Source organism: Aeromicrobium sp. HA (assembly GCF_027171405.1).
GTDB classification, from domain to species: domain Bacteria; phylum Actinomycetota; class Actinomycetes; order Propionibacteriales; family Nocardioidaceae; genus Aeromicrobium; species Aeromicrobium tamlense.
In genome coordinates this window covers 1,353,998-1,366,467 of record NZ_CP114372.1, presented here as the reverse complement: position 1 = coordinate 1,366,467, position 12,470 = coordinate 1,353,998, and the positions used below count along the sequence as shown (strand labels likewise).

15 protein-coding genes are annotated in these 12,470 nt (G+C 71.9%); 5 read left to right on the top strand and 10 right to left on the bottom strand.

Going from position 1 to position 12,470, the window contains the following annotated elements; translation table 11 throughout:
* Positions 1-10: 10 nt before the first annotated feature.
* The gene (locus O3S82_RS06755; protein WP_269306515.1) at positions 11-1,690 is read right to left on the bottom strand and encodes a ribonuclease J; all 1,680 of its coding nucleotides are present in this window, start codon (positions 1,688-1,690) and stop codon (positions 11-13) included.
* Positions 1,691-1,766: 76 nt separating this feature from the next.
* Entirely contained in the window at positions 1,767-2,678 is a 912-nt protein-coding gene (gene dapA / locus O3S82_RS06750; protein ID WP_269306513.1) for a 4-hydroxy-tetrahydrodipicolinate synthase, read from the bottom strand.
* On the opposite strand from dapA, the gene O3S82_RS06745 reads away from it, so the two are divergent.
* Entirely contained in the window at positions 2,677-3,513 is an 837-nt protein-coding gene (locus O3S82_RS06745) for a thioesterase family protein (RefSeq protein WP_269306511.1), read from the top strand. The two genes, dapA and O3S82_RS06745, sit on opposite strands and share 2 nt — an antisense overlap.
* A 4-nt stretch (positions 3,514-3,517) precedes the next feature.
* Here O3S82_RS06745 and O3S82_RS06740 read toward each other — a convergent pair whose 3' ends face one another.
* From O3S82_RS06740 to O3S82_RS06730, 3 genes are read right to left on the bottom strand one after another with little or no spacing between them, the layout of a single operon-like run.
* A complete protein-coding gene (locus tag O3S82_RS06740; protein ID WP_269306509.1) occupies positions 3,518-3,889 on the bottom strand; it encodes a VOC family protein in 372 nt (123 codons plus the stop codon).
* A 56-nt stretch (positions 3,890-3,945) separates the two neighbouring features.
* Positions 3,946-4,434: a dihydrofolate reductase gene (locus O3S82_RS06735; RefSeq protein WP_269306507.1), complete on the bottom strand. Its 489-nt coding sequence runs from the start codon at positions 4,432-4,434 to the stop codon at positions 3,946-3,948.
* 3 nt (positions 4,435-4,437) lie between these two features.
* On the bottom strand, positions 4,438-5,232 hold the full coding sequence (locus tag O3S82_RS06730) for a thymidylate synthase (protein ID WP_269306505.1): 795 nt from the start codon (positions 5,230-5,232) through the stop codon (positions 4,438-4,440).
* Between the two features lie 93 nt (positions 5,233-5,325).
* Here O3S82_RS06730 and O3S82_RS06725 point away from each other — a divergent pair, with 93 nt between their 5' ends.
* From O3S82_RS06725 to O3S82_RS06710, 4 genes are all read left to right on the top strand, one after another.
* Positions 5,326-5,781 (top strand): hypothetical protein, encoded by a 456-nt coding sequence (locus O3S82_RS06725; protein WP_269306503.1) that lies wholly within the window; start codon positions 5,326-5,328, stop codon positions 5,779-5,781.
* 79 nt (positions 5,782-5,860) lie between these two features.
* Complete coding sequence (locus O3S82_RS06720; RefSeq protein WP_179425051.1) at positions 5,861-6,391, top strand: GNAT family N-acetyltransferase; 531 nt, start codon at positions 5,861-5,863, stop codon at positions 6,389-6,391.
* A complete protein-coding gene (locus O3S82_RS06715; protein WP_179425052.1) occupies positions 6,388-7,080 on the top strand; it encodes an AzlC family ABC transporter permease in 693 nt (230 codons plus the stop codon). The genes O3S82_RS06720 and O3S82_RS06715 overlap by 4 nt, the downstream gene beginning before the upstream one ends.
* Positions 7,073-7,384, top strand: a complete 312-nt coding sequence (locus tag O3S82_RS06710) for an AzlD domain-containing protein (protein WP_179425053.1) — start codon at positions 7,073-7,075, stop codon at positions 7,382-7,384. Before O3S82_RS06715 ends, O3S82_RS06710 begins: the two co-directional genes overlap by 8 nt.
* A 6-nt stretch (positions 7,385-7,390) precedes the next feature.
* On the opposite strand, the gene dapB is transcribed toward O3S82_RS06710, so the two are convergent.
* Genes dapB through O3S82_RS06685 form a run of 5 tightly spaced genes read right to left on the bottom strand, consistent with a single transcriptional unit; the run spans position 7,391 to position 12,470 of the window.
* Complete coding sequence (gene dapB / locus O3S82_RS06705) at positions 7,391-8,137, bottom strand: 4-hydroxy-tetrahydrodipicolinate reductase (RefSeq protein WP_269306500.1); 747 nt, start codon at positions 8,135-8,137, stop codon at positions 7,391-7,393.
* A 10-nt stretch (positions 8,138-8,147) separates the two neighbouring features.
* Positions 8,148-9,221 (bottom strand): ABC transporter ATP-binding protein, encoded by a 1,074-nt coding sequence (locus O3S82_RS06700; protein ID WP_179425055.1) that lies wholly within the window; start codon positions 9,219-9,221, stop codon positions 8,148-8,150.
* A complete protein-coding gene (locus O3S82_RS06695) occupies positions 9,218-10,222 on the bottom strand; it encodes a LacI family DNA-binding transcriptional regulator (RefSeq protein ID WP_179425056.1) in 1,005 nt (334 codons plus the stop codon). Before O3S82_RS06695 ends, O3S82_RS06700 begins: the two co-directional genes overlap by 4 nt.
* Entirely contained in the window at positions 10,219-11,577 is a 1,359-nt protein-coding gene (locus O3S82_RS06690; protein ID WP_179425058.1) for a GH1 family beta-glucosidase, read from the bottom strand. The genes O3S82_RS06695 and O3S82_RS06690 overlap by 4 nt, the downstream gene beginning before the upstream one ends.
* Positions 11,574-12,470: a carbohydrate ABC transporter permease gene (locus O3S82_RS06685; RefSeq protein ID WP_269306497.1), complete on the bottom strand. Its 897-nt coding sequence runs from the start codon at positions 12,468-12,470 to the stop codon at positions 11,574-11,576. The genes O3S82_RS06690 and O3S82_RS06685 overlap by 4 nt, the downstream gene beginning before the upstream one ends.

The window sequence follows — 12,470 nt, the reverse complement described above, 5'->3', positions numbered from 1 at the left end:
CGCCCGTCCCTCAGGCCTCGAGGACGATCGGGATGATCATCGGGCGCCGGCGCAGTCGGCGACCCGCGAACGAGCCGATGACCCGTCGCATGACCTGCTGCAGGGCCGCCGCGTCGCGGGCGCCGTCGGCGATCGACTCCTCGAGCGCCGCCACGACCTTGGGCTGGATCTGGTCGAAGACCGAGTCGTCCTCGGCCAGACCGCGGGCGTGGATCTCGGGGCCGCTGACGATCTTGCCCGTGACGGAGTCCACGACCGCGATGACCGAGATGAAGCCCTCGGCGGCGAGCGTGCGGCGGTCCTTGAGCTCGGAGTCGGTCAGGTCGCCGATCGAGGAACCGTCGACGTAGACGTAGCCGACGTCGTAGGCACCGGCGATCTCGGCATGGCCGTCGATGAGGTCCACCGCGTAGCCGTCCTCGGCGATGATCGTGTTCGGCACGCCGGTCTGCGTCGCCAACGCGGCGTTGGCGTGCAGGTGCCGGATCTCGCCGTGCACCGGCATGACGTTCGAGGGCTGCACGATGTTGTAGCAGTAGAGCAGCTCGCCCGCGGACGCGTGGCCCGAGACGTGCACGAGGGCGTTGCCCTTGTGCACGACGTTCGCGCCGAGCTTGGTCAGTCCGTCGATGACGCGGTAGATCGCGTTCTCGTTGCCCGGGATCAGCGACGAGGCGAGCAGGACGGTGTCGCCCGGCTCGAGGTGCACCTTGTCGTGCGTGCGGTTCGCGATGCGTGACAGGGCGGCCATCGGCTCGCCCTGCGAGCCGGTCGACATGAGCACCATCTTCTCGGGCGGAGCCGCGTCGATCTTGTCGACCACGACCCCGTCCGGAACGCTCAGGTAGCCCAGCTCGCGCGCGATCTGCATGTTGCGCACCATCGAACGGCCCACGTAGGCGACCTTGCGGTCGTGCTTCACGGCAGCGTCGAGCACCTGCTGGACACGGTGGATGTGCGAGGCGAACGAGGCCACGATGATGCGCTTCTTGCTGCGCGCGAACACGGCGTCGATCGCCGGAGTGATCTGCTTCTCGGCGGTCGTGAAGCCCGGCACCTCCGAGTTGGTGGAGTCGGTGAGGAACAGGTCGACGCCGGCCTCGCCGAGGCGCGCGAACGCGCGCAGGTCGGTGATGCGGCCGTCGAGCGGCAGCTGGTCCATCTTGAAGTCGCCGGTGTGCAGCGCGACGCCGGCGGCGGTCTTGATCGCCACCGCGAGGGCGTCGGGGATCGAGTGATTCACCGCGACGAACTCACACGCGAACGGGCCGAACTGCTCGACGTCGCCCTCGGACACGACGTGGGTGGGCACGTCCTTGAGGCGGTGCTCCTTGAGCTTGGGCGCCAGCAGGGCCAGCGTCAGCTTCGAGCCGATGACCGGGATGTTCCCGCGCTCGCGCAGCAGGTACGGGACGCCGCCGATGTGGTCCTCGTGACCGTGGGTCAGGACGAGGCCGACGATGTCGTCGAGGCGGTCACGGATCGGCGTGAAGTCCGGGAGGATCAGGTCGACGCCCGGGTGGTGCTCCTCGGGGAACAGCACGCCGCAGTCGACGATGAGCAGCTTGCCGTCGAACTCGAAGACCGTCATGTTGCGGCCGATCTCGCCCAGTCCTCCGAGGGGGACGACGCGCATGGCGCCCGGGGCGAGCGGCGGCGGGGTGGGCAGCTCGGTGTGCATGTGGGTCACGACGCGACCTCCGGGCGGAGAGCGGCGTTCTTCGGTGATGTCATGGGATTCCTTCGGTTGCGCACGCTGCTCCGGCTCACGCCAGGAGGCCTGCGTCCTTCAGTGCCGTGCGGATGACCTGGCCCTGGGCGTCCGTCGCGGGCGTGAGCGGCAGTCGCACGCCTGCGTGGGGGATGATCCCCATCTCGGTCAGGGCGACCTTGGTGGCGATGGCGCCCTGGGTCTGCCCCATGATCGCGTCGACGATCGGCAGCAGCTCGTCGTCGAGCTGGCGCGCCCGGACGAGGTCGCCGGCGTCGACGGCCTCGATCATCGCCTTGATGCGAGCGCCCGCCACGTGGGCGATGACGCTGACGACGCCGGCGGCGCCGATGGAGAACCACGGCAGGTTGACCGCGTCGTCGCCCGAGTAGAGGGCGAGGCGCGAGGTCGCGCGCAGGCGCGCCGCGCGCGCGAGGTCGCCGGTGGCGTCCTTCACGGCCAGAACGGTGCGTCGCGACTCGAGCTCGACGTACGTCTCCTCGGAGATCTCGACGCCGGTGCGACCGGGGATGTCGTAGAGCATGATCGGCGTGTCACCGGCCGCGGCCGCGACCGCGTCGATGTTCGCGAGCAGCCCCGCCTGCGGCGGCTTGCTGTAGTACGGCGACACGACCAGCAGGCCGTGGGCGCCGATGCGGACGGCCTGCTCGGCCAGCTCGACGGTGTGGCGGGTGTCGTTCGTGCCGACGCCGGCCACGATCGTGGCGCGGTCGCCGACCGCCTCGAGCACGGCGGCCAGCAGGCGGCCGTCCTCCTCACCCGTCGTGGTGGGCGACTCGCCGGTGGTGCCGGAGACGACGATGCCGTCGTTGCCGATCTCGACCAGGTGCGTCGCGAGCGCCGCGGCGGCATCGAGGTCGAGGCCACCGTCCGGGGTGAACGGGGTGGCCATCGCAGTGAGGAGCCGGCCGAACGGCGCGGCCTCGGTCGCCAGCGGAGACGTCATGCTCCGAGGTTACCGTCACGGCGCCGGTGCCCTCGTGCAGGATGAGGCCGTGACCGACTTCTACCCGCAGGACACCATCGCGACCCCCGACGGCACCGGACGGCTGACCCTGGAGGTCACCGATCGCTGGAACACCCCGCTCGGCAAGCCCAACGGCGGGTGGGTCCTGGCCTCGATGCTGCGCACGGCGATGGACCACGCCGACGTCGGCCGCCCCGTGGTGGCGGCCATCACCTACTTCGCCTCCCCCGAGGCCGGCACGATCGCCGACCTCACGGTCACCCCGGTGAAGCTGGGCCGCCGCGTGCAGACGGTCGACGTCGACCTGGCCTGCGACGGGCGACCGCTGGCCCGGATGACCGCGAGCTTCGCGCGCGACCACCACGGTCCCACGCAGGAGCTGGGCGCCGCTCCCGAGCTGCCCGACCCCGGCACGCTGCCCGACCCGCGCGAGGTCGGCATGCCGCGCGACGGCCTGTTCGGGCGCGTCGAGTACCGGATGGCGCAGGCGCCGGGCTGGTCGGTCGGCCAGCCGTCGGGCGACCCCACCACCGACGTCTGGCAGCGCCTCGACGGCGGCACCGAGATCGACTGGCCCGCCCTCGGCCTGCTGGTCGACGCCTGTCCCCCGCCCGTCATGGAGCTCGGCCCGCTCGTGTCGATGACCGTGCAGCTCACGGTGCACTTCCACCGGCTGCCCGAGCCCGGATCCTGGGTGGCGTCGCGGTTCAGCACCCGTCACCTCGCCGACGGGTTCCACGAGGAGGACGGCGAGCTGTGGGACGACCAGGGCCGGCTCGTGGCCCAGTCGCGTCAGCTCGCGATCCTGCTCTGACCCGTCAGCCGCCGGAGGTGTCGGTGGTGCCCTCGTAGAGACCGATGACGTTCCCGTCGGGGTCCTCGAAGATGGCCCACCAGCTCGTCTCGGAGATCGGCTGGCGCTCCATCACCACGCGGGCGCCGTGCTTGCGCGCCGTGGCCAGCACCTCGTCGATCGAGTCGACCTCGACGTACGAGCGGGGCTGGGTGAAGCCGTCGGAGCGGGGCGCCAGTCCCCCGCCGCTGATCTCGTTGGGGGCCTGCCACATGGGGTAGCCCTCGTAGCCCGGGTACTCCTGGAACTTCCAGCCGAAGAGGGCGCCGTAGAACTCCTTCGCGCGCTCGTGGTCGGACGCGGGGATGTCGATGTGCGTGATGTCGCCGTGTGCCATGGCTGACTCCTGTCCTCCCGGCCAGTGTCGGACGGCGACGGGCTCACGACAAGGGGTCAGCGACGGGCGTACGTGGCGATCTCGTAGTCGGGCGTGCCGGCGTGCCGCTCGCGTTCGACCTCGGTCCAGCGGTCGGGGTCGATCGGCGCGAAGAACGTGTCACCGGGCGGGCTCAGCGGCACGTGCGTGACCACCATCGAGTCGACCAGGTCGCGCTCGAGGGCCTCGCCGAAGACGGCCGCACCGCCGATGAGGAACACGTGGTCGTCGAGCTCGCGCGCCCGCGCCAGCGCGGTGTCGAGGTCGCCCGCGACGATCACGCCGGGGTCGCCCGGGTCCCAGCCCGCACGACGGGTGAGCACGATCGAGGTGCGACCCGGCAGTGGCCGCCCGATCGACTCGTACGTGGCGCGACCCATGACGATCGGGTGCCCCCACGTGAGCTCCTTGAACTGGCGCATGTCGCCCGTGCGGGGCCAGGGCATGCCGCCCTCGAACCCGATGACGCCGTTCTCCCCGACCGCCACCGCCACCGTGACCGCCATGCGTCAGACCGCGATCGGCGCCTTGATGGCGGGGTGCGACCGGTAGCCCTCGATCGTGATCGAGTCGAGCGTGAAGTCGTCGATGTCCGTGACGGACGGGTCGAGCCGCAGCGTGGGCAGCGGCAGCGGATCACGGGTGAGCTGCTCGCGCGCCTGGTCGAGGTGATTGACGTAGAGGTGGCAGTCGCCACCGGTCCAGATGAACTCGCCGACCTCGAGGCCGGTGACCTGGGCGACCATCTGCGTGAGCAGCGCGTAGGAGGCGATGTTGAACGGGACGCCGAGGAAGACGTCGGCCGAGCGCTGGTAGAGCTGGCAGCTGAGCCTGCCGTCGGCGACGTAGAACTGGAAGAACGCGTGGCACGGGGCGAGGGCCATCGCGTCGAGGTCGGCCACGTTCCAGGCGCTGACGATGTGGCGGCGCGAGTTCGGGTCGGCCTTCAGCGCGGCGATGACCGCCTGCAGCTGGTCGAGGTGGCGGCCGTCCGGCGCGGGCCAGGATCGCCACTGGTAGCCGTAGATCGGGCCGAGGTCGCCGTTGTCGTCGGCCCACTCGTCCCAGATGGTGACGCCGTTGTCGCGCAGGTACTGGGTGTTGGTGTCGCCGGCGATGAACCACAGGAGCTCGGCCACGACGCTCTTGAGGTGCACCTTCTTGGTGGTGACGACCGGGAAGCCCTCGGCGAGGTCGAAGCGCATCTGGTGCCCGAAGACGCTGCGGGTGCCGGTGCCGGTGCGGTCGCCCTTGGCCACTCCCTCGTCGAGGATCCGGCGGACGAGATCGAGGTAGGCCTGCATGTCGGCAGACTAGCAACGCGCGCCGACGTTCCGTCCGAACGCCGTGAGATACTGACCCGCGTGCCGGAACCCACTGCGTCAAGTCCCACGGACGTGAGGCGATTCGTCGCCCTCCAGCTCGGTGTCACCGCCCTGTTCGCCGCCCTCGTGCTCGTCGTCTTCGGTGGCGGTGACGAGCCGGCGGCCCGCTGGTGGGTCGCGCTGGCACTGTTCGCGCTGGTCCTCGTGGCGGGCGCCTGGGTGGCCCGCTCGTGGTCGCGTCCGGCGCCGTTGGCCGCCGACGACCCCGATCCGCGCGACACCGCGCTGCGCCGGCTGTCCTCGCACATCGCCCGCGCGTTCCTCGTCCTCGAGGTCCCGCTGGTCATCTCGGCCGTGCTCGGCCTCGCCGGGCTGATCGGGGGCGGCGTCATGCTCGTCACCGTCGTCGCGGCGCTCGCCGCCCTCGTCTTCGGCACCTGGCCCACCCGTCGCAACGTCGACCGCTTCGCCGCGGCCCTCGAGCAGGGCGGCGCCTCCTCCGGACTGCGAGAGGCGTTCTCGCGATGAGCGAGCGCCAGCGAGCGGACCATTCCATGCGTCGAGTCGGGCCATCGCCCTACCGTGGCTTGTCCAAGGCGGTGGCTCGATGAGTGCTGACGTCTCCGTGCGGCTGGCGTGGCCGGACGACGCGGCGCGGATCGCGGCGGTCCAGCGCGCCCACTGGGAGCGCGCGTACGGCGAGGTCGTCGACCCGGCCGAGCTCGACGCGCTCGACACCGATGAGATGGCGCAGCGGTGGGCGCAGCTCATCACCGCGCCCCGTGACGCGCGCATGCGCACCCTCGTCGCGCTGGAGCGCGCCACGGTGCGCGGCTTCGCCCTGGTGCACCCGTGCCACGATCCCGACGCCGACCAGGTGCGCGACGCCGAGATCGGCGAGTTCGTCGTCGACGCCGAGCACCTCGGCCAGGGCCACGGCTCGCGCCTCCTGCACGCGTGCGTCGACACCGTGCGCGCCGACGGCTTCAGCCGCGCGGTGTGGTGGGTCTCCCCCGCCGACGACGCCCTGCGGGCGTGGCTGCTCGACGCCGGGTGGGCCGCCGACGGAGCCCATCGCGAGTTCGCCGGCGCCACCGGCCCACTCAAGCAGGTTCGACTCCACACCACGCTGACGTGAGCGACGAGACCAGCGACCGGCAGGTCGTCGCCGACTCCCTCGGCGTGGGGATCGGCGTCGGGCTCTACGGCGTCTCCTTCGGCGCGCTCGCCACCACGAGCGGCCTGTCCGTGCTGCAGGCGTGTGCGCTGTCGCTGCTGGCGTTCACGGGCGCGTCGCAGTTCGCCTTCCTCGGCGTGGTCGCGGCGGGCGGCGCCCCGCTGACGGGCGCGCTGACCGCGGTGCTGCTGGGCGTGCGCAACACCTTCTACGGCATCACGCTGGCGCCGATCCTGCGGGTCAAGGGCCTGAGACGGCTGGGCACGGCCCACGTGGTGATCGACGAGTCCACCGCGATGTCGGTCGTGCGCGACGACCCGCGCCAGGCCCGGCTGGGCTTCTACTGGACCGGACTGTCGATCTTCGCGGTCTGGAACCTCATGACTCTCGTCGGCGCCGTGGCGGGCGAGCGGATCGGCGACCCACGCGCCATCGGACTCGACGCCGCGGTCGCCGCCGCGTTCCTGGGCCTGCTGTGGCCGCGACTGGACTCCACGGCCGCCCGGCTGCTGGCGCTGCTGGCCGCCGCCGTGGCCCTCGGGCTCGTGCCCTTCACCCCTCCGGGCGCCCCGATCATCATCGGCGGCGTCGTCGCCGTGCTCGTCGGCCTGACGTTCGTCCCCACCACCGCGCGAGGCGCCGATGACTGAGATCTGGTGGGGCGTGCTGGCCGTCGCCGTCGGCTGTTACGCGCTGAAGCTGCTGGGCCTCTCGGTTCCCGAGCGCGTGCTGGAGCACCCGCTCACCGTGCGCGCGGCGGCGTTCATCCCGGTGGGGCTGCTCGCGGCACTGGTCGCCGTGCAGGGGTTCAGCACGGGCTCCGAGGTCGTGGTGGACGCCCGCGTCGTCGGTCTCGGCGTCGCCGCCGTGCTGCTGTGGCGCAAGGTGCCGTTCCTGCCGATGCTCATCGCCGCGGCCGCGGCGACCGCGCTCGTGCGACTCGTCGCCGGCTGAGCGGCCTCACTCCAGGCCGAGCACCTCGTCGAGCCCCACCGTGACGCCGGGGTGCGACGGGATCCAGCGGAGCGCAGCGACCACGCCGGGCATGAACGACTCACGGCTCGACGAGTCGTGGCGGATGCTGAAGATCTCGCCGGGGTCGCCCAGCACGACCTCCTGCGACGCGATGAAGCCCCGCGCGCGGACCGCGTGCACGGGAATGCCCTCGACCTTGGCGCCGCGGGCCCCGTCGGGGTCGGTGGTGGTGGCGTCGGGCAGCGGGTCCGACCCGGCCTCGCGTCGCGCCTGCGCGATGACCTCGGCCGTGCGGACCGCCGTGCCCGACGGCGCGTCGACCTTGTCGGGGTGGTGCATCTCGATGACCTCGACCGACTCGAAGAAGGGCGCCGCCTGCGCCGCGAAGCGCATCATCAGCACGGCGCCGATCGAGAAGTTCGGGACGACGATGACGCCGACGCCCGACCGCCCGTCGACGAGCTCGCGCAGCCGTGCCACCTGGTCGTCGCCAAAGCCCGAGGTGCCGATGACGACGTGGATGCCGCGCTCGAGGCACCAGCGCGCCTGGTCGAAGGCGACGTCGGGCGTCGTGAAGACGAGCACGGCCTCCGCGTCCGCCTCGACGACGGTCTCGAGGTCGTCGCCCACGTCGATGCCGGCCACCAGGTCGAGCCCTTCGGCCGCCTCGATCGCCGCCGCCGACGTCGATCCCATCCGGCCCTTCGCACCCAGCACCGCCACGCGTGTCATGGCCCCGATGCTATCGACCGATCCGCAGGCCCGTTCGGGGGTCGAAGTGGTGGACCTGCTCGGGGTCGAGGACCGCCAGGTGCGAGGGCGTGCCCTTCACCGGAGGGTTGCGCCAGTCGGTGCGTGCCACCACCGGAGTGCTGACGCCGTCGGCACGCCCGTAGAGGTAGGCGTCCGAGCCCAGCTCCTCGACGACGTCGACGACGATCGGCAGGCCCTGGTCCGAGATCGCGAGGTTCTCGGGGCGCACGCCGACGACGATCGAGCTGCCGCTGGCGCCGAGCAGCGCCTGCCGCGGCACCGCGAGGTGCGTCGTGCCGAAGGCCACTCCCCCGTCGCTGATCGGCAGCTCGAGCAGGTTCATCGCGGGCGAGCCCATGAAGCCCGCGACGAAGAGGTTCACCGGACGGTCGTACAGCTCGCGCGGGGCCGCCACCTGTTGCAGGACGCCGTCCTTGAGCACCGCGACGCGATCGCCCATCGTCATCGCCTCGACCTGGTCGTGGGTGACGTAGACGGTGGTGGTCCCGAGTCGTCGTTGCAGGGCGGCGACCTGGGTGCGGGTCTGCACGCGCAGCTTCGCGTCGAGGTTCGACAGGGGCTCGTCCATCAGGAACACCTGCGGCGACCGGACGATCGCGCGCCCCATCGCCACCCGCTGGCGCTGGCCGCCGGAGAGCGCCTTCGGCTTGCGGTCGAGGAAGTCGGTGAGCCCGAGCAGGTCGGCGGCCTCGGCCACGCGGCTGCGGATGTCGGCCTTGGAGACCTTCGCGATCCGCAGGGCGAAGCCCATGTTCTCAGCGACCGTCATGTGCGGGTAGAGGGCGTAGTTCTGGAACACCATCGCGATGTCGCGCTCCTTGGGCGGCACCCGCGTGACGTCGCGGTCGCCGATCAGGATGCTGCCCGCGTCGACGTCCTCCAGCCCCGCCAGCATGCGCAGGGTCGTGGACTTGCCACAGCCCGAGGGCCCGACCAGGACGAGGAACTCCCCGTCCTTGACCTCGAGATCGATGTGGTCGACCGCGGGCCGCTCCTGGCCCGGGTACACCCGGGTGGCCCCGTCGAAGACCACGGCGCTCATGCGGTCTCACCCGCCTGCAGCACGGCCGGGAGGACGACCGACCGCGGCTCGGCCGAGGGGTCGTCGATCCGGCGGGCCAGCACGTCGACCGCCGTCGCACCGAGCTCGGCGAGCGGCTGGTGCACGGTGGTCAGCACCGGCGTCGAGGCGGCCGCGGCCGGCGATCCGTCGAAGCCGACGATCGCGACGTCCTCGGGGACCCGCAGGCCCCGCCGACCCAGCTCGCGCAGCGCGCCGAGCGCCATGACGTCGTTCGCGGCGAAGATCGCGTCCACGTCGGGGCGCCGCTCCACCAGGGCGGCCGCGCCGCTCACGCCGCTGGCGTCGCTGAAGTCGCCCGCCTCGACGAGCTCGTCGTCGAACGGCAGTCCGGCGGCCTCGAGCGCCTCGCGGTAGCCGGCGAGGCGGTCGCGGCCCGATGCGAGGTCCTGGGGGCCGGTGATCGTGGCGATGCGGCGCCGCCCGCGCGAGGCGATGTGGTCCACGGCCTGACGCGCACCGCCGACGTTGTCGACGTCGACGAAGCACGCACGCGGGTCGCGCGGCCGGCCGACGTGCACGATCGGCAGGTCGGGGCTCTCGGGCAGGCTCAGCGCGTCGTGCATCGAGACCACCATGACCCCGTCGACGTGCTGGGGCGTGAGGAACTGGCCGAGCCGTGCGAGGTGGGACTCGTCGGGGACCATCGAGAGCACGAGGCGCCGCGAGGTCTCGTCGACCGAGCGCGAGATGCCTCGCACCAGGCCGGCGAAGAACGGCTCGGCGAACACGCGCTCCTCGTCCTCGGCGATGACCAGCGCGACCGTGTCGGTGCGTCGGGTCTTCAGGGCGCGCGCGGCTTGGTTCGGCACGTAGCCGAGCTCGCGGACGGCGCGCTCCACGGCGTCGCGGGTGTGGGGCGACACGTGCTCCGAGCCGTTCACGACCCGGGACGCGGTGCCGCGCCCGACCCCGGCGAGCCGGGCCACTTCCTCCAGCGTCGGCTGGCGGCTGTCAGTCATGCCCTCTCCTTCGTGCTGCTCGCCCGCGCGAGCTCGGCGAACCAGCGTGCGCTGGCCTTGGGGGTGCGGACCAGGGTGTCGAAGTCGACGTGGACGATGCCGAACCGCTTCGCGTACCCCTCGGCCCACTCGAAGTTGTCCAACAGCGACCACGCGAAGTATCCCCGGACGTCGACGCCGTCGTCGACCGCGTCCGCGAGCGCCTCGAGGTGACCGGCGACGAAGTCGATGCGGTCCTGGTCGTCGATCGTGCCGTCACGGACCTCGAGGTCGTCGAAGGCCGCGCCGTTCTCGGTGATGTAGATCGGGATCGACGGGTAGTCGCGGTGCACCTGTCGCAGCACCTCGCCGAGCCCTGCGGGGTCGATGTCCCAGCCGGACGCGGTCTTGGGCCACTCGCGGTTCACGAAGTCGACCTCCGAGGCACCGGGCCACGGCGACGCCGCCACGACGTGCCGCGAGTAGTAGTTGATGCCGAGGAAGTCCAGCGGCGCCGCGATCACGGCGAGGTCCTCGGCACGGATCGCCTCGGTGCCACCGACGCCCGCGACGTCCTCCAGCACGTCCTGCGGGTAGCGACCGAGCAGCACGGGGTCGAGGAACCAGCGGTTCATGAGCCCGTCGATGCGCCGCGCGGCGTCGTCGTGGCGGCCCGTGTCGTCGGCCGGGGACACCGCGTAGAGGTTCAGCGTGACCCCGACGCGCGCCTCGGGACGCCCCTCGCGCAGCCGCGGCACGGCCAGTCCGTGCGCCAGGTGCAGGTGGTGCGACGCGGCGAGCGCCGCGGCGGGCTCGGTGCGACCCGGCGCGTGGATCCCGGCGCCGTAGCCGAGGAAGGCCGCGCACCAGGGCTCGTTCGTCGTGGTCCAGCTCCGCACGCGGTCGCCCAGCGCGTCGGCCACGATCTGCGCGTAGTCCGCGAAGCGCTCGGCGGTGTCGCGCACGGGCCAGCCGCCGGCGTCCTCGAGCGCCTGCGGGAGGTCCCAGTGGAACAGGGTCGGCCACGGCTCGAGCCCGGCCTCGAGCAGGCCGTCGACGAGCCGGTCGTAGAACGCCAGGCCGCGCGGCTCGACGCGTCCGCTGCCCTCGGGCTGGACGCGCGACCACGAGATCGAGAAGCGGTAGGCGTCGAGGCCGAGCTCGCGCACGAGTGCGACGTCCTCGGGCCACCGGTGGTAGTGATCGACGGCGACCTCGCCGGTGTGCCCGTCGAACGTGCGACCGGGCTGCGCGGCGAACGTGTCCCAGATCGACGGACCGCGTCCGTCCTCCTTCACGGCCCCCTCGATCTGGTACGCCGAGGTGGCCGCGCCCCACACGAACCCGGGGTCGAACCGCTGGCTCAGAGCGCTCATGACTTCAGTCCGCCTTCCATGATGCCGCCGACGATCTGGCGGCCGAACACGATGAACACCAGGACGAGCGGCAGGGTGCCCATGAGCGTCCCGGCCATGACCAGCGCCTGGTCGGTGTAGTACCCGCCGGACAGGCGCGAGAGCGCGACCTGCACCGTGGGGTGGTCGATGTCGAGGGAGATGTACGGCCACAGGAAGTCGTTCCAGCGCTCCATGAAGGTCAGCAGGCCCAGCACCGCCGCGGCCGGACGCAGCGCCGGGAACACGATCGACCAGAAGATCCGGAACGTGGAGGCGCCGTCGACGCGCGCGGCCTCGATCAGCTCGTCGGGGATCGCCTGCGAGGCGTACTGGCGCATGAAGAACACACCGAAGCCGCTCACCAGGAAGGGCAGCGTGACCGAGGCCAGCCCGCCGGCGAGGCCGAGCCTCGTCATGAGCATGTACAGCGGGATCAGGCCCAGCTGCACCGGCACCATCATCGTGGCCACGACGATCACGAGCAGGACGTTGCGGCCGCGGAAGCGCAGCTTGGCGAACGCGAAGCCCGCGAGCGCGGAGGTCACCACGACCGAGATCGTCGCGACCGTCGCCACCAGCAGCGTGTTGAGCAGCGCCTCGGCGAACTGGACGTCGGCGTTGGCGAAGACCCGCTCGATGTTCGTCGCCAGCTGGTCGCCGGGCAGCAGCGGCGGCGGGATGCCCAGGATGTCGCTGTTGGCGCGCGAGGCCATGACGACCATGAAGTACAGCGGCGCGGCGGACAGCAGCACCACGAACGCGAGCGCCACGTACATCAGCGGCGAGGCGCCGGTGACGCGGGAGGTCACGGGCGGTCGGTCCGCCGGCGGGATGACCAGGGTGGAGGCGCCGGCGCGCGTGCTCAGGCTCAT

What these genes read in the sequence shown, in the direction of transcription:
- O3S82_RS06745 (WP_269306511.1), top strand. Translation starts at nt 2,677, where the DNA reads ATGCTCCGAGGTTACCGTCACGGCGCCGGTGCCCTCGTGCAGGATGAG.
- dapA (WP_269306513.1), bottom strand. Translation starts at nt 2,678, where the DNA reads ATGACGTCTCCGCTGGCGACCGAGGCCGCGCCGTTCGGCCGGCTCCTC.
- O3S82_RS06740 (WP_269306509.1), bottom strand. Translation starts at nt 3,889, where the DNA reads ATGGCACACGGCGACATCACGCACATCGACATCCCCGCGTCCGACCAC.
- O3S82_RS06735 (WP_269306507.1), bottom strand. Translation starts at nt 4,434, where the DNA reads ATGGCGGTCACGGTGGCGGTGGCGGTCGGGGAGAACGGCGTCATCGGG.
- O3S82_RS06730 (WP_269306505.1), bottom strand. Translation starts at nt 5,232, where the DNA reads ATGCAGGCCTACCTCGATCTCGTCCGCCGGATCCTCGACGAGGGAGTG.
- O3S82_RS06720 (WP_179425051.1), top strand. Translation starts at nt 5,861, where the DNA reads ATGAGTGCTGACGTCTCCGTGCGGCTGGCGTGGCCGGACGACGCGGCG.
- O3S82_RS06710 (WP_179425053.1), top strand. Translation starts at nt 7,073, where the DNA reads ATGACTGAGATCTGGTGGGGCGTGCTGGCCGTCGCCGTCGGCTGTTAC.
- dapB (WP_269306500.1), bottom strand. Translation starts at nt 8,137, where the DNA reads ATGACACGCGTGGCGGTGCTGGGTGCGAAGGGCCGGATGGGATCGACG.
- O3S82_RS06700 (WP_179425055.1), bottom strand. Translation starts at nt 9,221, where the DNA reads ATGAGCGCCGTGGTCTTCGACGGGGCCACCCGGGTGTACCCGGGCCAG.
- O3S82_RS06695 (WP_179425056.1), bottom strand. Translation starts at nt 10,222, where the DNA reads ATGACTGACAGCCGCCAGCCGACGCTGGAGGAAGTGGCCCGGCTCGCC.
- O3S82_RS06690 (WP_179425058.1), bottom strand. Translation starts at nt 11,577, where the DNA reads ATGAGCGCTCTGAGCCAGCGGTTCGACCCCGGGTTCGTGTGGGGCGCG.
- O3S82_RS06685 (WP_269306497.1), bottom strand. Translation starts at nt 12,470, where the DNA reads ATGAGCCTGAGCACGCGCGCCGGCGCCTCCACCCTGGTCATCCCGCCG.